The sequence below is a fragment of the Micromonospora sp. ANENR4 genome, from assembly GCF_015354395.1.
GTDB classification, from domain to species: domain Bacteria; phylum Actinomycetota; class Actinomycetes; order Mycobacteriales; family Micromonosporaceae; genus Micromonospora; species Micromonospora aurantiaca.
Map to the genome: position 1 here is coordinate 285,042 of NZ_JADKYQ010000005.1, position 18,470 is coordinate 303,511.

Genomic DNA, 18,470 nt, shown 5'->3' on the forward strand with positions numbered 1-18,470 from the left:
CCGCGTCCCCGGCGGGTTCAGTACCCGAGACGCCCGCGGAAGTACTCGATCGTGCGTCGGAGGCCGTCTTCGGGCGTGACGCTCGGCTCGTATCCCAGCAGTTCGCGGGCGAGGGTCAGGTCCGGGCGGCGCATCTCCGGGTCATCGGAGGCACGAGTGATGTAGCTCACCTCGGATGTGCTTCCGGTGAGTGACACGATCGTCTCGGCCAGTTGCCGCATCGACATCTCGTGCTCGGTGCCGCAGTTGATCGGCCCGGTCTGGGTCGAGTCGAGCAGCAGCAGGATGCCGCGCACCAGGTCGTCGACGTAGCAGATCGAGCGGGTCTGGTCGCCGGTGCCGTGCACGGTGATCGGCTCGCCGCGCAGCGCCTGGGAGATGAACGTCGGGATGGCGCGGCCGTCGTCCGGGCGCATCCGCGGGCCGTACGTGTTGAAGATCCGCACGATCGCGGTGTCGGTGCCCCGGCTGCGGTGGTACGCCATGGTGGCCGCCTCGGAGAAGCGCTTCGCCTCGTCGTAGACGCTCCGGATGCCGATCGGGTTGACGTTGCCCCAGTACGTCTCGCGCTGCGGGTGCTCCTTGGGGTCGCCGTACGCCTCGGAGGTGGAGGCCATCAGGAACCGCGCGCCGTCGTCGGTGGCCCGCTCCAGCAGCGCCAGCGTGGCCACCGAGCCGACCCGGAGGATCTCCACCGGCAGCTTCTCGAAGTCGGTGGGGCTGGCCGGGGACGCCATGTGCAGGATCGCGTCGAACCGCTCGGCCATCGCCGGGTGCTGCGGCAGGCCGTCGGAGATGTCCGCCTCGACGAGCGTGAAGGTCGGCTGGTCCAGCAGGTGGGCCACGTTGTCCTTGGACCCGGTCACGAAGTTGTCCAGCACCACGACGGTGCAGCCGCGCTCGACGAGCCGGTCGACGAGGTGGGACGGGACGAAACCGGCGCCGCCGGTGACGAGGATGCGGTGTCCGGTACCGAAGCGGGGAGCGACCTTCATGGCGGTCAGCCTATACACGCGAGGCGGGGCCCCCGCGTAAGGCAGGGGCCCCGCTCGACCGTGGTGCTCAGTGGGCGCCGGCTCCGGTGAGCGAGCGCACCTCCAGCTCCGCGTACTTCTCCTCGTCGCTCTCCTTGGACAGGATCGTGCCGAGCCAGCCGCACAGGAAGCCGAACGGGATCGAGATGATGCCCGGGTTCGACAGCGGGAACCACTGCCAGTCGTGGTCGGGGAACATCGCCGTCGGCGCGCCGGAGACGACCGGCGAGAAGAAGACGAGCACCACGGCGGCGAGCAGGCCGCCGTAGATGGCCCAGACCGCGCCCGAGGTGTTGAACCGCTTCCAGAACAGGCTGTAGAGGATTGCCGGCAGGTTGCCCGACGCGGCCACCGCGAACGCCAGTGCGACCAGGAACGCCACGTTCAGGTTCTGCGCGTAGATCGACAGGACGATCGACACCGCGCCGATCACCAGCGCGGAGATCCGGGCGACGTTCACCTCCTGCCGCTCCGACGCCTGCCCGTTCTTCATCACGTTGGCGTAGAAGTCGTGCGCCAGGCTGGACGACGACGCCAGGGTGAGTCCGGCGACCACCGCGAGGATCGTGGCGAACGCGACCGCCGCGATGATCGCCAGCAGTGTGGCGCCGCCCAGGTTCCCGCCGAGGAAGTCCACACCCAGTGCCTCGGCGAGCTGTGGCGCCGCCGTGTTGCCCGCCTTGTCCTGCTCGGTGATCGCCTGCCCGCCGACGATCGCCGCCGCGCCGAAGCCCAGCGCCAGGGTGAGCAGGTAGAACGTGCCGATGATGCCGATCGCCCAGAGCACGCTCTTACGGGCCGCCCGTGCGGTCGGCACGGTGTAGAAGCGGATCAGGATGTGCGGCAGGCCGGCCGTGCCGAGGACCAGTGCGATGCCCAGCGAGAGCAGGTCCATCTTGCTGTAGAAGGTCTTCAGTGCGTCGCCGGGTGTCTCCACGCCGTAGCGCAGCCCGGGTTCGAGGAACGCCGCTCCCTTGCCCGAGGCGCTGGCCGCGTCGCCGAGCAGCGAGGACAGGTTGAACTTGTACTTGGCGAGCACCAGCAGCGTCATCGCCAGCGCGCCGCCCATCAGCAGGAACGCCTTGACGATCTGGACGTACGTGGTGCCCTTCATGCCGCCGACGGTCACGTAGATGATCATCAGGGCGCCGACCATGATGATGGTGGCGACCTTCGCGGTGTCGGCGTCCATGCCGAGGAACGTGGTGCCCGGCTTGATGCCGAGCAGCAGGGCGACGAGCGCGCCGGCGCCGACCATCTGGGCCAGCAGGTAGAAGATCGACACCGTGATGGTGGAGACCGCCGCCGCGGTCCGGACCGGCCGCTGCCGCATCCGGAACGCCAGGACGTCCGCCATCGTGTACCGGCCGGAGTTGCGCAGCAGTTCGGCCACGAGCAGCAGCGCCACCAGCCAGGCGACCAGGAAGCCGATCGAGTAGAGGAAGCCGTCGTAGCCGTAGAGCGCGATGATGCCGGCGATACCCAGGAAGGACGCCGCCGACATGTAGTCGCCGCCGATCGCCATGCCGTTCTGGAAGCCGGAGAAGGACCGGCCGCCGGCGTAGAAGTCGGTGGCGGTCTTGGTCTGCCGGCTGGCCCAGACGGTGATCGCCAGCGTGATCGCCACGAAGACCAGGAACAGCGTGATGGTGAGGTTCCGGGCGGTGGTGCTGCCCGCCTCAGCCGCGAGGACCGTGTTCATGGGTCACCTCCCCCATCTCGTCGCGGAGCCGGTCGGCGACCGGATCGATCCGGCGGCTGGCGAACCGCGAGTAGAACCAGGCGATGAGGAACGTGGAGACGAACTGGAGCAGGCCGAAGACCAGGGCGACGTTGATGTTGCCGATCAGCTTCGTGCCCATGAATCCCCGCGCGTACGCGGAGAGGATGACGTAGAGCGCGTACCACAGGAAGAACGCGACGGTCATCGGGAAGACGAAGCCGCGCAGCGTGCGCCGCAACCCGGCGAACTCGTCCGACCGCTGGACGGCGAGGTACCGTTCCGCCGCCGACTCGGCGGGTGCGGACGCGGGTGTGTCCGTGGACATCTGTGGATCACCACCTTCGCAAGGCGTGGGGGGAGTTTCGCGCACGGTAGAGAGCGCGCTCCCGGCCCGGGAAGGCTCCGCCGAGGGCCGGTCGACGCTTGCGCCGAACGGCACCCCCACTGCGCCCAGTGACCCACGTCACTCCGCTAACCGGTCACCCCCACCCCGTCGATCATGAGGTTGACGGCGACAAATCGAACGCGGAACGCGGCCAACCTCATGATCGACGGAGCGGAGGGGTCAGCCGGGGAGGTCGCGGTAGCGGCCCCGGTAGTGCAGCAGCGGGGGTGTGTCACGGGGCAGGTCCACCGATTCGATCGTCGCCTCCACCAGCAGGGCCCAGCCGTACTCGCGGGCGGTGTCCAGGCGGCAGCCCGCCCACCCGCCGGCGTCCGCGGGCACCGGCCCGTACGGCGTCTCGGTCCAGGCGTCCAGCGCGAACAGGCCACCGGGCGACGGGAACAGTCCGGCGAAACGGTCGGCGAGCTGCCGGTGCTGCGGGCCCAGCGGGGCCACCGCGAACCGTCCCGCCTCCTCGATCGCCGCCCACAGGTCCGACTCCGCGTCGACCAGACCGAGCAGCCGGTCCGGCTCGCCCTCGGCGACTAGCGTGGAGGAGACGGTCAGCCCGGCCGGGCCGGGCGCGGTCCAGAGCGTCACCGGGGCGGCCAGCCGGCCGCGCAGCCGGCGTACCGGCGAGCGTTGCGCGGTCGGTGCCGCGAACGGGTCGGTGGAGTGGATCTGCGCGCCCGGCTCTGGATTCACGTGAAACATTGTGCCGCCCGCCGCCGGGCGAGGTTCGACGGAACGCCCTACCCTGCCGGGCATGAATCTCATCCCCCCTCAGCAGCTCGCCCAGGAACGGGTGGTCGCCGCCGACGCCGTCCTCGGCGGCCAGGTCGACCTGCGCGCCTATCCGCACCGGCACCTGCTGCTCCGGGCGAACAACACCTGGGGTCGCCGGGCGTTCCAGCCGCTGATGGAAGCGGTCGAGCACCTGTCCAACTACGGCTGGGAGCTGGTCACCATGACCAGCGTCGGCGACGGCCACCACGTCTACGCGGCGATGCGCCGCACCGCCTGACGGCGGGCCGAGACGCGCGGATCAATCGTCGGCGAGCAACCGGCGGGCGGCGGCCAGCACCTCCGGGTCGGCGCAGCCGTCCGCGTACCCGGCGATCCGGCGCCGGATGTCGCGCCCGAGCAACCACTCCCCGATCCGCTCGGCGACCGGGCGCAGGAACGCCGGGCGGCAGCGGAAGTTGTACCGCCACGTCGCGACAGTGGTGCCGGGATCGGGGCCGGGCGCGAACCGCCAGCCGCCGCCGAACCGTTCGAAGAACCACGGTCCGCGCACCATCTTCATGCCGACGTTCGTCGGCGGCGACCAGGAGACGTACTCGCTGACCATGACCAGGCCGTGCCGGGAGCGGGTGTACGTGCGCACGCCCCGGCCGGGCCGCGTCGCACCGTCGACGAAGTGCTGTTCCCGGACGAACGGGTCCCAGCGGTACCGCACCGGGGCGGTGGTCTGGGAGACGGCGAACGCCAGCTCCGGGGGAACGGGGACGGTGGTGACCGCCTCGACGACCGGCATCAGCGCCTCGGGGTGACGTTGGCGAGCAGCTCCGGCTGCCGGTGGTCGAGCGTGTCCCCGGCCATGTACGCGCCGAGCAGTGCCGCGCCCCCGCCGTACGCCAGGCCGAGCGGCAGCGCCAGCCAGAGCCACACGTCGCCGAGCAGCGCGGCGGCCACCACGAACGGCACCGCCACCACCGCCGAGCCGATCATGGAGACCAGCGTGAGCAGACCCTTGGTGAAGCCCGCGCCGCTGTTCAGGGCGAACGGGTTGCTCGACTCGGGCAGCGAGTACGCGCCGAGCACGGAGACGAATGCGTTGATCGCCAGCCCGCAGCCGTACGCCGCGAACAACGCGCCACCCATCACGCCGAGCCATTCGGGCCGGCCGAGGACGATCGCCAGCGCCACCGCGATCACCACGAGCATCGGCACCACGTAGATCGAGAACGCGGCCATCCGCGCCCGCAGCTCCACCCGCCCCGGCACACCGGCGACCACGTTCGCCGCGTACGAGCTGCCGTCGAAGCCGAACTGGTTGGCGAGCGTCAACGACGCGAGCGCCCCCACGAAGATCATGGTGAGGCTGACCATCGCCGGTGAGGAATCGGCTGTGGCCTGGTCGAACGCGGCGCCGCCCTCGGACAGGAACGCGGGGCCGCCCAGGTTGACCATCAGCGGCACGAACACGCCGACCACGGCGATGGTGATCAGGTTGGCCCGGCGGCGGGCGTCCCGCCACCAGTAGCGGCACTCCCGGGCGACGATCGCGCCGAACCGGTCCCGCCGGGCCCAGCCCACCGCGCGGGGGAAGAGCTGCGCGACCGCGCCGCCGGCCACAGCGCGCGGCGTCCGCGCGGGGCCGCTGCTCGCCGCGCCCACCATCGCCGTCTCCAGCGACCGGGACCACCAGAACAGGAGTACGCCGAGCGTCGCGAGCGCGATCAGCAGCTTCACCACCGCCGCGCCGGCCCGGCCCTGGGCCACGTCCAGACCAGCGGTCCACGGTGCGCCGAACGGCGTCCAGCCGACCACCCCTGCCACTCCGTCCAGCCGGTCCCAGTCGGTCTGCCGTACCGCGGCGAGCACCAGCAACTGCAACGGCCCGAGCAGCGCGGCCAGCACCGCGAGCAGCACGGCGGCCAGGTCGCGGACCCGGCGGGAGCGCAGCATCGTCGCGAACGCACTGGTCAGCGCCCGGGCACCGGCCAGGCAGACGAGCAGCCCGACGACCACGCCGAGCACGCCGACCAGTGCGGCCGCCCACCCACCGAGCGCGCCGGCGGTGACCACCAGCCCGGCCGCCGTGATCGCCGTCGCCAGCGCCGGCACGCTCACCAGCGCGGCGGCGAGCAGGCCGGTGACCAGGGTGCGGCGGGACAGCGGCAGCAGCGCGAACCGGGCCGGGTCGAGCGTCTCGTCCACGCCGAAGAAGACGAGCGGCAGGAGCAGCCAGCCGAGCGTGAGCAGGCCACCGCCGAAGGCGGCGATCATCAACGCGTACCGGGACTCACCGGCCAGGCCCGGAGCGGCCAGCAGGAAGAACCCGACGGCGGCGAACCAGAGCCCGAACAGCAGGCCGAGGACGAACAACGCGACCCGCCACGTCTGGCCCCGGAAGTTGTTGCCGAGCACCCGCAGCTTGAGCCGGACGAAGTGCCAGGGCGACACCCGCCGGGCCGGGCGCTCGGGCACGGTCACCGGGACAGCCACGACAGCTCCTCGCCGGTGGCGGTCCGGCCGCCGACCACCTCCACGAAGACGTCCTCCAGCGACCGGTCGCCGCGCACCTCGGTGAGCGTGCCCACCCGCTTGATCCGGCCCTCGGCCAGGATCGCCACGTGGGAGCAGAGCCGCTCGACCACCTCCATCACGTGGCTGGAGAAGATCACCGTCCCGCCGCCGCCGACGTACCGGTGCAGGATGTCGCGGATCAGCGCCGCCGAGACCGGGTCGACCGCCTCGAACGGCTCGTCCAGCACCAGCAGGCGCGGACCGTGCAGCAGCGCGCAGGCCAGCCCGATCTTCTTCTTCATGCCGGCCGAGTAGTCGACCACGAGCGTGCGGCCGGCGTCGGAGAGCGCCAGCACGTCGAGCAGCTCCGCCGCCCGCTGGTCGACCACCGCCGGGTCCATGCCGCGCAGCAGACCGTGGTACGCCAGCAGCTCCGCCCCGCTCAGCCGGTCGAAGAGGCGTACGCCGTCCGGCATCACGCCGAGCAGGCTCTTGGCGCGTACCGGGTCGGCCCAGACGTCGTACCCGAGGACCCGCGCCTCACCGGCGTCGGGCCGCAGCAGGCCGACGGCCATGGAGAGGGTCGTGGTCTTGCCCGCGCCGTTCGGGCCGAGCAGGCCGTAGAACGAGCCGGTCGGCACCGCGAGGTCGACGCCCGCCACCGCGACCTTGGTGTCGAAGCGCTTGGCCAGACCACGAAGGGACAGTGCCGGGTGCTGATCGGTCATGGTCCGACCGTATCGGGCTCCGGCCAGCGGCCGCTCGGGCGGCAGGATGATCTCGCATCATCCCTGAGAGGTACGAGTCGCATTGCCGACGGCCTGCAACCGGCGACCCGGGCGGTGGGTGTCAGTCCCAGGGACGGCAGCGGGGAGAGACATGGATCCGGACAGTGCGTTCGAGGAGTTCTACCGGAGCAGCAGACAACGCGTGGTGACGGTGCTGTACGCGCTCGGCGGTGACCGGGCCGAGGCGCAGGACGCCGCCCAGGAGGCGTACGCGCGGGCCTGGCAACGCTGGTCGCAGGTCAGCGAGTACGACGACCCGGAGGCATGGGTCCGTACCGTGGGCCACCGCCTGCTGGTCAACCGGTGGCGCAAGGTGCGCAACAGCGTCGTCGCCTACCGGCGGCACGGTCCACCACCGCCGGTGCGGCCACCCTCGGAGAACACCGTGGCGCTGGTCGCCGCACTGCGGCAGCTCTCCGCGGACCAGCGGCAGGCAGTGGTCCTCTATCACCTGGCCGACCTCTCGGTCGCGGAGATCGCCGCGCAGACCGGCGTACCCAGCGGGACGGTCAAGGCTCGCCTCTCCCGGGGTCGCAAGGCCCTCGCCGCCCTGCTCGACACGACCCTGCCGGAGGAGATCCGCAATGCCTGATCCGATCTTCTCGGACCTGTACCGGGACACCGATGACCTCGTCTGGGCACCCACCGAGCAGGTGCGGCGTCGAGGTCGGCAGCGGACGCGGCGTACCCAGATCGCCGCCGGCCTGGCCACGGTGGTCGCGGTGGGTGTCGTCGCGTCGGGTGTGGCGCTGGCCCGTCCGGACGTCGCGCCGCCACCCGTGCCCCCGGCGACCGTCGAGCCCACCACGCCGACTCCCACGCCCACGCCGAGTTCCACGCCGTCGGCCGAACCGTCCGCGAGCGGGGCGGCGACACCGAGTCGCACCACCGGGCGGCCCGCAGGCAGCACCGGCGGCGGGTCGACCAGTCGCGCGCCGAGCCGGACGATTCCGGCGGCGGCGATGCTCCAGCTCGCCGACCTCCCGTCGGGCTTCACGATCGACACGGAAGGGGTGGAGGGTGACTGGTCCCTGGAGTCCGTGACCCTCTTCTGCAGGAACGAGTCGCCGACGCTGGCCGACGGGCAGATCGCCACCCGGTCGGTGACGTTCGACTCGCCCACCGACTGGCTGACCCAGCGGGTGACCCGGCACTCGGGCACCTCCGCCACCACGGTGATGAAGAATCTCCGCAAGTTTGTCACGGGCTGCGAGATGGAGCAGCCGGACGACTCGCTGTCGATCATGGCCGAGTCGCTCGGTGGCGACGACGGGGTGCTGGTGGGCAGCGACATCGGGGGGAAGCCCGGCCGCTGGCTCTTCGTCCGGCAGGGCGATCTGGTGGCGCAGCTACGCCTCGACTCCCAGACCACGCCCACCGAGGCACGTCGGCTGGCCCGGGCGGTGGCGAACCGGCTGTGCGCCGGCACGGACACCTGCTGACGGGTGCTCGGGTGTGCGGCGGGGCCGAGCGGGCGGGCCCCGCCTCACAGGCGCAGCGACTCCGGGGTGTGCAGACGGAGCATGGTGGCGCGGACGTCGCGGGGCAGCCGCCGCCGGCTCGCCATCGACACGACCACCATGACGGTGAACGCCAGCGGCACCGTCCACGCCGCCGGCTGGGTGGTCAGCGTCGCCGGCCAGCCGGTCAACGGCGGGCCCAGCACGGTGAGCAGGACCGCACCGACCGCCGCGCCGCCGCCGACCAGCACCCCGGCGGCGGCGCCCAGGTCGGTCAGGCCGCGCCACCAGATGCCGAGCACCAGCAGCGGGCAGAAACTGGACGCGGCCACCGCGAACGCCAGCCCCACCACCTGCGACACGTCCAGCCCGGAGACGTTCAGGGAGAGCACCGCCGGCACCCCACCGGCGATCACCGTGGCGAGCCGGAACCCGCGTACCGAGCCGCGGCCCAGCACGTCCGTCGAGATCACCCCGGCGACGCTGGTGAGCAGGCCGGACGAGGTGGACAGGAACGCCGCGAACGCGCCGGCCGCGACCAGCGCGGCGAGCAGCCGACCGGTCGTGCCGTCGCCGAGCGCCGCACCGGGCAGCAGCACCACCACCGCGTCGGTCTGGCCGCTCACCAGCAGTTGCGGGGTGTAGATGCGGCCAAGCACGCCGTAGACCGTCGGCAGCAGATAGAAGACGCCGACCAGCGCCAGCACCACGAGCGTGGTCCGGCGGGCGGCGGCGCCGTCGGGGTTGGTGTAGAAGCGGACCAGCACGTGCGGCAGGCCCATCGTGCCGAGGAACGTGGCCAGGATCAGGGAGTACGTGGCGAACAGTCCCCTGTCGTCCTCGCCCGCGGTGTCCGGCAGCAGCCATTCGGTGACGCCGGTCGCCGCGCCGGACACCTCCGGCACCGGGTCACCGGCGGCGAACTCGAGGCGGTCGCCGGGGCGTACCTCCCGGATGTCACCGTCGGGCAGGGTGAGCGTCGCGCGGTGCTCGACCACGACTGTGGTCGCGGTCCGGAACGTCGGCCCGTCGGGTGGGGTCACCGCGGGGCGGGCGTCGGCCTGCCACTGCAATGCCAGGAAGACCGCGGGTACGGCGAGCGCGGTGAGCTTCAGCCAGTACTGGAACGCCTGCACGAACGTGATCGCCCGCATGCCGCCCAGCGCCACGTTCGCCGTCACCACAACGGCGACCAGCAGCGCCCCGAGCGGATACGGCGAGCCGGTGAGCGTGGCCAGCGTCAGCCCGGCGCCCTGCAACTGCGGCACCAGGTAGAGCCAGCCGATGAAGATCACGAAGACGGTGGCGAGCGTGCGCAGCCGGCGGGAACCGAGCCGCACCTCGCAGAAGTCGGGCAGCGTGAACGCGCCGGAGCGGCGCAGCGGCGCGGCCACGAACAGCAGCAGCGCGAGGTATCCGGCCGCGAAGCCGACCGGGTACCAGAGCACGTCCACGCCGTACTTGAGGATCAGCCCGGCAACGCCGAGGAAGCTCGCCGCCGACAGGTACTCCCCGCCGATCGCGGCGGCGTTCCAGGTCGGGCTGACCGCCCGGGACGCGACCAGGAAGTCCGAGGTGGTGCGGGCCAGCCGCAGCCCGTAGAAGCCGATGCCGACGGTGACCAGGGTGACGGCGACGATCGCCGGGACCACGTAGCCGTTTGACATCAGCGTTCCGGCCGTCGAATCAGGTCGACGAAGTCCTGCTCGTTTCGTTCGGCCAGGCGCACGTACGCCCAGCCGACCACGATCAGGAACGGGAAGGACACGACGCCGAGCAGCAGCCACGGCAGGTTGACCCCGAGCACGGTGACCCGGCCTACGGTGGGTGCGATGGCGAACAGCCACGGCAGGCCGCCGAGCGCGACCAGCACCAGCAGGCTGAGCCGCAGCGCGAGGGAGAGCTGGGCGCGCATCAGCCCCTGCACCAGCGTCTCACCGACCGGAGTCTGCTGGGTCAGCTCGGAGCGGGTGCGGTCGGCCGGATTGCCGACCCGGGAGACCTCGGCCAGCACGATCCGGGTCCGCTTCGGCGCGGCGGCCGGCGCCGGCGCGCTTCCCGGCTCGGCGGTAGGTGGGGACGCGCGCGGACCGGGAACCGGGGCGGCCTCGGTGGGCCGCCCCGTCAGATGCTGTTCCTCGGCTCCGGTCACCTCCGGCAGTCTCGCCCGCTCAGCGGGAATGTCAAGAGCACGGTTCCGAGCCCTGTGCACAACCTGTGGATAACGCTTCACTGTTGTGGATAACCCGGTGGATGACGCGGAGACGTTGTGGACGGCCTCAGCCCAGGGCCACCCGTACCGGGTTGGCGGTCGCCGAGCCGAGCCAGGTGTGCGGGTTGCCGAACCAGCACCAGCCGAGCTTCGGCGCGCCCTGGCTGATCCACAGCGCGGGCACCCGGCGGTCGCCGCAGCGCGACCCCACGAGCGAGAAGCACCTGTTGCTCGCCAGTGCCTGCGGGTGCAGCGTGACGAACGCCAGCCCTTCGTCGATGGTGATCGGCAGCCGGTCCTTCGCGGTCATGTCCTCCAGCGCTGCCGACGGCGGCACGTTGCGGTACTCCTCGCCCCGGTCCACGTCGAACAGCAGGTACGCGGGCCCGGCGGGCACCTCCAACTCCTTGATCGGGTGGAAGGTGGGCAGGTCGTCGGCGGGGAAGTTGCGGTCGAGGACGCCGGTCTTGCGCTTGCCGGCCAGCGTGGTGAGCGCGATGCGCTCCGGCACCGGCACCAGTTCCCGCGTGGTCACCAGCAGGAACGGCACCCGCGCGTCGGTGGGCCCGGCCAGGCCGGCGGCACCGGTGACCGCCGCGTCCCGCAGCGGGGTGAGCAGCGTCCGGAACTCCTCCTCGGTCTGCCCGGCCAGTGCCGGGTAGCCGAGCTGCACGAGGCGGTCGAGTTGGCTGTCGAATTCGGTAGCGGCGTCGAAGCGGTCGTCGGACATGCGGTCCCCCACCCTGTCGTACGGTCTGCCGTACATTGTACGCCAGCGCGCGGCAGCGACAAGCCGACGACCGCGCGCCGACGGCGGCCCGGCCCTCAGCGACTCCAGTCCTGCTTCGCGGCACGCACCAGCTTGTCCTTCAGCTCCCGGGTGTGCCGGCGGCTCACCGGCAGCTCCGATCCGTCGATCACCACCACGTAACCGGAGTTGACCAGCCGCAGCTCGGCGATGAGCCGCAACTGCACCAGATACGAGCGGTGAATCCGGACGAAACCGGCGTCGGCCCAGCGCTCGGCCAGCGTCGCCAGCGAGACCCGGACCAGGTGCGACCCCTCCGCCGTGTGCAGCCGCGCGTAGTCGCCCTGCGCCTCCACCCACCGCACCGCCGAGCGGGGCAGCATCCGGGTGGTGCCGGCCAGCTCGATCGGGATGGTCGGATCCTCCTCCGCCCGGGCCAGCGCGGCCGGATGCGACGGCACCACCCGGGAGCCGATCACCCGGCGCAGCGACTCGGCCAGCCGCTCGGCGCGTACCGGCTTTCGCACGTAGTCGGTGGCGCCCAGGTCGAACGCGTCCACCGCGCCGTCGTCGTACGCGGTGACGAACACGATCGCCGGCGGCCGGGCGAACCGGCGCAGGACGCGGGCCAGCTCCATGCCGTCCAGCCCCGGCATCCGGATGTCGAGGAACACCACGTCCACGTCGTCGTCGCGCAGCACCCGCAGCGCCTCGGTCGCGTCCCCGGCCGTGTGCAGCCGGGCCACCCGGGGATCGGCGCGCAGGTGGTACGCCAGCTCGTCGAGTGCGGGCGGCTCGTCGTCCACCGCCAGCACCCGGAGGAATCCGGTGCCGGTGACTGTCACGACGACGCCCGGACGCCGGGGTGGAACTTCGGTACGCGCATGCTGACCTTCGTACCCGAACCCAGGCCGGTCTCCACGACCAGGCCGAACCCGTCCCCGAAGACCGACCGGAGCCGTTCGTCGACGTTCGAGAGGCCGACGTGCTGCCCCGGGTCGTCGGCCGGGTCGCCGGTCGCGCCCGACACCTCGGCGATGCCGGCGGTAAGCGTCGTCGGATCCATCCCCACCCCGTCGTCCTCCACCGTGATGTGACACTCCGCGCCCGCGTCCCGGGCCTCGATGCTCACCATGCCGGTGCCCGGCTTGCGGGACAACCCGTGGCGGACCGCGTTCTCCACGAGCGGCTGGAGGCAGAGGAAAGGCAACGTCACCGGAAGCACCTCCGGCGCGATCTGGAGGCGAACCTGGAGCCGCTCGCCGAAACGCGCCCGCTCGATGGTCAGGTAGCGGTCGATCGAGCGCAGCTCCTCGGCGAGCGTGGTGAACTCGCCGTGCGCCCGGAACGAGTAACGGGTGAACTCGGCGAACTCCAGGATCAGTTCCCGCGCCCGCTCCGGGTCGGTGCGCACGAACGAGCCGATCGCGGTCAGCGCGTTGTAGATGAAGTGCGGGCTGATCTGGGCGCGCAACGCGCGTACCTCGGCCCGCGCCAGCCGCTCCCGCGACGACTCCAGCTCGGCCAGCGCGAGCTGGTCACCGGCCCAGTGCGCGGTCTCCAGCGTCGCCTGCACCAGACCCGGGGCCGGGCGCTCGTCGGCCACCGCCACCAGCGCCCCGACCACCCGCCCGTCCGCGCGCAGCGGCGCCACCACCGCGCCGCGTACCGGACAGTCGACCAGGTCGCAGCGCAGCTCCGACTCGCCCAGCACGGTCGAGCGCCCGCCCTCGGCCGCCCGCCGGGCCGCCGCGACCAGCTGGTCACCGTGGTGCGCGCCCTGCCCGTCGATCGCGAGCAACGCGTCCCGGTCCGTCAGCGCCAGCCCGGCCGCGCCGACGAGGGCCCGCAGATGGCGTACGGCCTTCGCCGCGTCCGCCTCGGTCAGGCCGGCGCGCAGCGGCTCGGCGGCGAGCCCCGCGGTGTGCAGCACCTCGTACGTGGCCCGCTGCGTGGCGGTGGCGATGCCCCGCCGGCCGCGCAGCCGCAGCACCGCCCAGAGCGCCGCGGCCAACGCGGTGACCAGCGAGACGACGGCGAAGACGGCGGAGAGGTTGCCACCCACGCAGCGATCCTGCCGGGTGCCGGCCCGGTAGCGCTAGTACGCGCCCTTGCGGGCCAGCACCACGCCCACGGTCCGCCACAGGATGCTCAGGTCGTACGCCAGCGACCAGTTGTCGACGTAGTAGAGGTCGAGCCGGACCGCCTCGTCCCAGGACAGGTCGGAACGGCCGGAGACCTGCCACAGACCGGTCATGCCCGGCCGGACCAGCAGCCGGCGGCGGACGTCGCCCAGGAAGTCGCCGTCGTCGGCGGGCAGCGGGCGCGGGCCGACGAGCGACATCTCGCCCCAGAGCACGTTGATCAGCTGGGGCAGTTCGTCCAGCGACGTGGCGCGCAGGAAGCGGCCCACCGGGAAGACCCGGGGGTCCTGCTTCATCTTGAACAGCATGCCGTCGGTCTCGTTGCGGTCGACCAGGCCGGCCAGCCGCTCCTCGGCGTCGACGTACATGGTCCGGAACTTCCAGACCCGGAACGTCCGCCCCTCGTGCCCCACCCGGGGCTGGCGGAAGAAGACCGGCCCGGGGTCGGAGATCCGGATGGCCACGGCGACGGCGAGGAAGAGCGGGACCAGCAGCAGCAGGCCCAGTCCGGCGGCGACCCGGTCCATCAGGTTCTTGGCCAGCAGCGCCGGCCCGGACAGGGTCGGCTCCTCGACGTGCAGCAGCGGCAGGCCCTCGATCGGGCGGATGTGCACCCGGGGACCGGCGATGTCGGTGAGCTGGGGCGCGACCACCAGGTCGACGCCGGAGCCCTCCAGCTGCCAGGCCAGCCGGCGCAGCTCACCCGGCTCGGCGCTGGCCGAGCCGCAGACCGCGATGGTGTCGCCGCCGACCTCACGTACCAGGGCCAGGACGTCCCGGCCCGCGTACACCGGCACCGGGGTCTCCAGGCCGCGCGCGGCGGCGTACCCGTCGGTGAGGTGGATGGCCACCGGCACCAGGCCGACGGACGGGTTCCGGGTGACCGTGGTGTAGACCTCCAGGCACTCCGGAAGCGTGCCGACCAGCACCATCCGGTGCCCGGCGTGGCCGGCGCGGCGGCGCAGCGCGTGCAGGCAGGCCCGGGCGATCATGCGGCCGAGCACGATCAGCAACATCGCGCCGAGCAGCGCGAAGCCGACCGTCCACCGGGACAGGGAGTAGGTCTTCGTGGCGAAGGCGATGAACGAGACCGCCGCCGCGACCGCGACGCCGGCCCGGATCACCCGCTTGAACTCGTCCGGGCCGAGGCCCAGGTAGCGCCGGTCGTAGGCCCGGTTACCCCAGAGAAAGAGCAGCCAGCCGAGCGGCAGGAGCACAAACGCCACGGTGTAGAACCACGCTTCGGGCGCGTCCCGGAAGCCGGAGGCGGCCTGCTCGAAGATCTGTACGGCCAGGAAGCTGGCCAGGGCCGCCGCACCGAAGTCGAGCAGCAGCAGGAGGGCGATGTAGGGCCGGTGCCACCGGGACACCCGCCGGCGGGCGCGGGCCCACGCCGACCGCGGTACGCCGTTGTGTGACGGCGGAGTCGGCGGCTGGATCTCAAAGCTGTCGACGTGCCGCACGCTCTTGCTCCGGCCTCTGTCGGTTACCGGGCGCTGGAGGCTTGTCGTCACCTCAACCCATGTCCTCCCGCATGACCCGCGTCCTCACTCGGCGTGAGGGCCCGGGTCGCTCACCGTCCCAGTCTCCCACGCGGGCCCGGCCCGGACCGGCCCCCGCGAGGAAGCCGTTCCGCTGGTGCTCGGTGAGATCTGGCCGGCTCCGAATCAGTTGTGAAGCCGGGGACCGAGCCACTATACCGATGGATGACGGCTCGGGTAGAGGGGCGGACCGGACCTTCGGCGATCGCCGGTCGATTCCGCTCGGTAACCGGCTAATCCGGTTACTCACCGTACGAGCCGGGACAACCTTCGGTCAGCCAGCGGCTTGCCGCCGGTCTGACAGGTGGGGCAGTACTGGAGGCTCGAATCGGCGAACGAGACCTCCCGCACGGTGTCGCCGCAGACCGGACACGGCAGCCCTTTGCGGGCGTGCACCTTCAGGCCCGAGCGCTTCTCGCCCTTCAGCTCCGCGGCCCGTTGCCCCATGGACCGGCGTACCGCGTCGCCGAGCACCGTCCGCGTGGCCGCGTGCAGACCGGCGAGCTGGTCGTCGGTGAGCCGGTCGGTGATCGCGAACGGCGAGAGCCGCGCCGCGTGCAGGATCTCGTCGGAGTACGCGTTCCCGACGCCGGCCAGCACCGACTGGTCGGTCAGCACGCCCTTCACCTGGCCCCGGCGGCTGCGCAGCCGCTCGGCGAAGGTCGGCAGGTCCGCCTCCAGCGCGTCCGGCCCGAGCTTCGCCACGCCCGGCACCGTCGCCGGATCGGTGACCAGGTAGGCGGCCAGCTTCTTCTGGGTGCCGGCCTCGGTCAGGTCGAAGCCGGAGCCGTCGTCGAGGCGTAACCGCACCGCGATCGGGCCCTTGCCGGGCCGCAGCGGAGTCGCCGACGGGAACGCCTCCCGGTAGTGCAGCCAGCCCGCCCGGGCCAGGTGGACCACCAGGTGCAGGCCCTCGTCGAACCGGACGTCCAGGAACTTGCCGTACCGGCCGGCGCCGGTCACGGCGCGGCCGGCGACCGCGCTCGGCGGCGGGTCGTACGTCTTGAGCGCGCTGATCGCGGCGACCTCGAACCGCTCGACGCGGCGGCCCACCGCACGCTCGCGCAGGTAACCGGCGAGCGCTTCCACCTCCGGTAGTTCGGGCATCGTCCAACGGTAGCCTTCTTTCCCGTGAGCGCGAGGAATGAGCTTGCGAGTCCCGCAGTCGCGAACGAAAGGCGAGCTCTGTGAGAATCGTGGTGGCGCACAACCGGTATCGGGAAGCCCAGCCCTCCGGCGAGAACACCATCGTCGACGCGGAGATCGCCCAGCTCACCGCCGCCGGTGTGGAGGTGCTGCCGTTCCTGCGCAGCTCCGACGAGATTCCGTCGATGTCCAAGCCGGCCAAGGCGCTGCTGCCGATCTCGCCGATCTGGGCGCCGAAGGCCCAGCACGACCTCGACCGCCTGCTGACCGAGCATCGGCCGGACGCGTTGCACCTGCACAACCCGTACCCTCTGCTCTCGCCCTGGGTGGTGCGGACCGCGCACAGGCGCGGGGTGCCGGTGGTGCAGACGGTGCACAACTACCGGCAGGTCTGTTCCTCGGGCCTGTACTTCCGCGACGGCGTGATCTGCCAGGACTGCCGGGGCCGGGCGCTGGGTGTGCCGGCGATCGTGCACCGCTGCTACCGCAACTCCCGGGCGCAGAGCGCGCTGATGGCCACCACGCTCGCCGTGCACCGCCCGACCTGGAAGTCGGTGGACCGGTACATCGCGCTCACCACGGCGGTCGCTGATCATCTGCGCGACTACGGCATCCCGGACGCTCGGATCGTGGTCAAGCCGAACGCGGTGCCCGACCCGGGCACCCCGGCGCCGGCCGGGAACGGTTTCCTCTTCATGGGGCGGCTCAGCCCGGAGAAGGGCCTGGACCTGCTGCTCTCGGCGTGGCGGCGGCACCCGGTGGGCGCGCTCGGCCCGCTGCGCATCGCCGGTGACGGCGAGCTGCGTCCGCTCGCCGAGGCGGCCGCCGCCGAACGGCCCGACGTGCACTACCTGGGCCAGCTCGACCGCTCCGGGGTACGCGCGGTGCTGGCCGACAGCTCCGTGGTGCTGGCCACCTCCACCTGGCACGACGTGCTGCCCACGGTGATCATCGAGGCGCTGGCGTCCGGGCGGCCGGTGCTCGGCACCGCACTCGGCGGCATCCCGTACCTGGTGGGCGCGGACGGCCCGCGCGAGCCCGCCGGCACCGGCCCGGCCGAGGTGGCCACCGCGGCGCCGGGCGACGGGCGGGTCGCGTTGCCGGCCGGGGTGCAGCGCGGCGAAGCCGGCTGGGTGGTGGCGCCGGAGGTGGACGCGCTGGCCGCAGCGTTGCCGCTGGCCGCCGCCGAGGCGGGAATGCTCGCCGGTCCGGCCCGGTCCCGCTACGAGCGCACCTTCCACCCCGACGTGATCACCAAGCGCCTGATCGACATCTACGCCTCGCTCACCTGAGCGTCGGTCGGTGCGGCCGGCTTGTAGGTACAATCGCGCTGTTGTCGGCACAAGGGAGGTGCGTGGTGAGCACCGTGTCCGTGCGCGAGTTCTCCTACAACCCCAGCGCGATGTTCGCCCGGGTGGAACAGGGCGAGACGATCGAGGTCACGCGGCACGGCAGCGTGATCGCCGTGCTGCTGCCGGGTTCGGGGACGCTGGGCAGGTACGCGTCCCTGGTGGCGAAAGGGGTGATCCGCCTCAAGGCGACCACCACGAGCGACATCGACCGGCTGGCCCGCTACGACGTGCCGCCCGACGTGTCGCCCCTCGAGCTGCTGTTGGCCGACCGCGAGGACGACGAGCGGTGATCTATCTGGACTCGTCCGCCCTGATCACTCTGATCGCCGGCCGTACCTACGTGACGGAACTTCAGGAGTTCCTGGCGAGCCGGGCGGGCATGCCGATGGGAACCAGCTCAGTCGGATTCGTCGAGACGGTACGCACCCTCGACCGGATCGGCGACTACCCGGACGCCATGCAGATGCTGGTACGGAACTTCACCGAGATCCTGGTGACCGAGGAGGTCCGTGATTCGGCGGCTGCCCTGCCCGCCGGCATCCGGACGCTGGACGCGCTACACGTGGCGAGTGCCCAGGCCCTCGGAGATGCGCTCGACACGCTGGTCACATACGACAAGCGGATGTCGGACGTCGCAGTCTCGGTGGGCTTACCGGTCGCGGCTCCCGGCACCGACTAGGTCTCC

20 protein-coding genes are annotated in these 18,470 nt (G+C 72.0%); 6 read left to right on the plus strand and 14 right to left on the minus strand.

What is annotated here, in order from left to right; translation table 11 throughout:
* Window positions 1–17: 17 nt before the first annotated feature.
* From IRY44_RS11230 to IRY44_RS11245, 4 genes are all read right to left on the minus strand, one after another.
* Entirely contained in the window at window positions 18–995 is a 978-nt protein-coding gene (locus tag IRY44_RS11230) for an NAD-dependent epimerase/dehydratase family protein (protein WP_194800345.1), read from the minus strand.
* A 67-nt stretch (window positions 996–1,062) separates the two neighbouring features.
* Entirely contained in the window at window positions 1,063–2,736 is a 1,674-nt protein-coding gene (locus IRY44_RS11235) for a cation acetate symporter (protein WP_120572582.1), read from the minus strand.
* Window positions 2,714–3,082: a DUF485 domain-containing protein gene (locus tag IRY44_RS11240; RefSeq protein ID WP_194800346.1), complete on the minus strand. Its 369-nt coding sequence runs from the start codon at window positions 3,080–3,082 to the stop codon at window positions 2,714–2,716. The genes IRY44_RS11235 and IRY44_RS11240 overlap by 23 nt, the downstream gene beginning before the upstream one ends.
* Before the next feature lie 240 nt (window positions 3,083–3,322).
* Entirely contained in the window at window positions 3,323–3,919 is a 597-nt protein-coding gene (locus tag IRY44_RS11245; RefSeq protein WP_370584915.1) for a flavin reductase family protein, read from the minus strand.
* Here IRY44_RS11245 and IRY44_RS11250 point away from each other — a divergent pair.
* Entirely contained in the window at window positions 3,909–4,166 is a 258-nt protein-coding gene (locus IRY44_RS11250; RefSeq protein ID WP_194800348.1) for a hypothetical protein, read from the plus strand. The genes IRY44_RS11245 and IRY44_RS11250 overlap by 11 nt on opposite strands.
* 21 nt (window positions 4,167–4,187) lie before the next feature.
* Here IRY44_RS11250 and IRY44_RS11255 read toward each other — a convergent pair whose 3' ends face one another.
* From IRY44_RS11255 to IRY44_RS11265, 3 genes are read right to left on the minus strand one after another with little or no spacing between them, the layout of a single operon-like run.
* Window positions 4,188–4,679: an SRPBCC family protein gene (locus IRY44_RS11255; protein ID WP_194800349.1), complete on the minus strand. Its 492-nt coding sequence runs from the start codon at window positions 4,677–4,679 to the stop codon at window positions 4,188–4,190.
* Window positions 4,679–6,373 (minus strand): ABC transporter permease, encoded by a 1,695-nt coding sequence (locus IRY44_RS11260; RefSeq protein WP_194800350.1) that lies wholly within the window; start codon window positions 6,371–6,373, stop codon window positions 4,679–4,681. The genes IRY44_RS11255 and IRY44_RS11260 overlap by 1 nt, the downstream gene beginning before the upstream one ends.
* The gene (locus IRY44_RS11265; RefSeq protein ID WP_135242523.1) at window positions 6,358–7,122 is read right to left on the minus strand and encodes an ABC transporter ATP-binding protein; all 765 of its coding nucleotides are present in this window, start codon (window positions 7,120–7,122) and stop codon (window positions 6,358–6,360) included. Before IRY44_RS11265 ends, IRY44_RS11260 begins: the two co-directional genes overlap by 16 nt.
* A 151-nt stretch (window positions 7,123–7,273) precedes the next feature.
* Between IRY44_RS11265 and IRY44_RS11270 the strand changes: the two genes are divergently transcribed.
* Window positions 7,274–7,774, plus strand: coding sequence for a SigE family RNA polymerase sigma factor (locus IRY44_RS11270; protein WP_194800351.1), 501 nt, complete (start codon window positions 7,274–7,276; stop codon window positions 7,772–7,774).
* The gene (locus IRY44_RS30680) at window positions 7,767–8,624 is read left to right on the plus strand and encodes a hypothetical protein (protein WP_228531858.1); all 858 of its coding nucleotides are present in this window, start codon (window positions 7,767–7,769) and stop codon (window positions 8,622–8,624) included. Before IRY44_RS11270 ends, IRY44_RS30680 begins: the two co-directional genes overlap by 8 nt.
* Window positions 8,625–8,668: 44 nt before the next feature.
* On the opposite strand, the gene IRY44_RS11280 is transcribed toward IRY44_RS30680, so the two are convergent.
* The 7 genes from IRY44_RS11280 to IRY44_RS11310 form a co-directional block, all read right to left on the minus strand.
* On the minus strand, window positions 8,669–10,309 hold the full coding sequence (locus IRY44_RS11280) for a cation acetate symporter (protein ID WP_194800352.1): 1,641 nt from the start codon (window positions 10,307–10,309) through the stop codon (window positions 8,669–8,671).
* Window positions 10,309–10,659: a DUF485 domain-containing protein gene (locus tag IRY44_RS11285; protein WP_194800436.1), complete on the minus strand. Its 351-nt coding sequence runs from the start codon at window positions 10,657–10,659 to the stop codon at window positions 10,309–10,311. Before IRY44_RS11285 ends, IRY44_RS11280 begins: the two co-directional genes overlap by 1 nt.
* A gap of 262 nt (window positions 10,660–10,921) precedes the next feature.
* Window positions 10,922–11,584 (minus strand): DUF5701 family protein, encoded by a 663-nt coding sequence (locus IRY44_RS11290; RefSeq protein ID WP_228531859.1) that lies wholly within the window; start codon window positions 11,582–11,584, stop codon window positions 10,922–10,924.
* 95 nt (window positions 11,585–11,679) lie between these two features.
* Window positions 11,680–12,447, minus strand: a complete 768-nt coding sequence (locus IRY44_RS11295) for a LytTR family DNA-binding domain-containing protein (RefSeq protein WP_013289288.1) — start codon at window positions 12,445–12,447, stop codon at window positions 11,680–11,682.
* A complete protein-coding gene (locus IRY44_RS11300) occupies window positions 12,444–13,667 on the minus strand; it encodes a sensor histidine kinase (RefSeq protein WP_194800354.1) in 1,224 nt (407 codons plus the stop codon). Before IRY44_RS11300 ends, IRY44_RS11295 begins: the two co-directional genes overlap by 4 nt.
* Before the next feature lie 33 nt (window positions 13,668–13,700).
* Window positions 13,701–15,209, minus strand: a complete 1,509-nt coding sequence (locus IRY44_RS11305) for a sugar transferase (protein ID WP_194800355.1) — start codon at window positions 15,207–15,209, stop codon at window positions 13,701–13,703.
* 324 nt (window positions 15,210–15,533) lie between these two features.
* Window positions 15,534–16,394: an Fpg/Nei family DNA glycosylase gene (locus IRY44_RS11310; protein WP_194800356.1), complete on the minus strand. Its 861-nt coding sequence runs from the start codon at window positions 16,392–16,394 to the stop codon at window positions 15,534–15,536.
* An 80-nt stretch (window positions 16,395–16,474) separates the two neighbouring features.
* Here IRY44_RS11310 and IRY44_RS11315 point away from each other — a divergent pair, with 80 nt between their 5' ends.
* The 3 genes from IRY44_RS11315 (at window position 16,475) to IRY44_RS11325 (ending at window position 18,464) form a co-directional block, all read left to right on the plus strand.
* A complete protein-coding gene (locus IRY44_RS11315; protein WP_194800357.1) occupies window positions 16,475–17,725 on the plus strand; it encodes a glycosyltransferase family 4 protein in 1,251 nt (416 codons plus the stop codon).
* Window positions 17,726–17,790: 65 nt separating this feature from the next.
* Window positions 17,791–18,075 (plus strand): type II toxin-antitoxin system Phd/YefM family antitoxin, encoded by a 285-nt coding sequence (locus IRY44_RS11320; RefSeq protein ID WP_194800358.1) that lies wholly within the window; start codon window positions 17,791–17,793, stop codon window positions 18,073–18,075.
* Entirely contained in the window at window positions 18,072–18,464 is a 393-nt protein-coding gene (locus IRY44_RS11325; RefSeq protein WP_194800359.1) for a type II toxin-antitoxin system VapC family toxin, read from the plus strand. The genes IRY44_RS11320 and IRY44_RS11325 overlap by 4 nt, the downstream gene beginning before the upstream one ends.
* The last annotated feature ends 6 nt before the right edge of the window (window positions 18,465–18,470 follow it).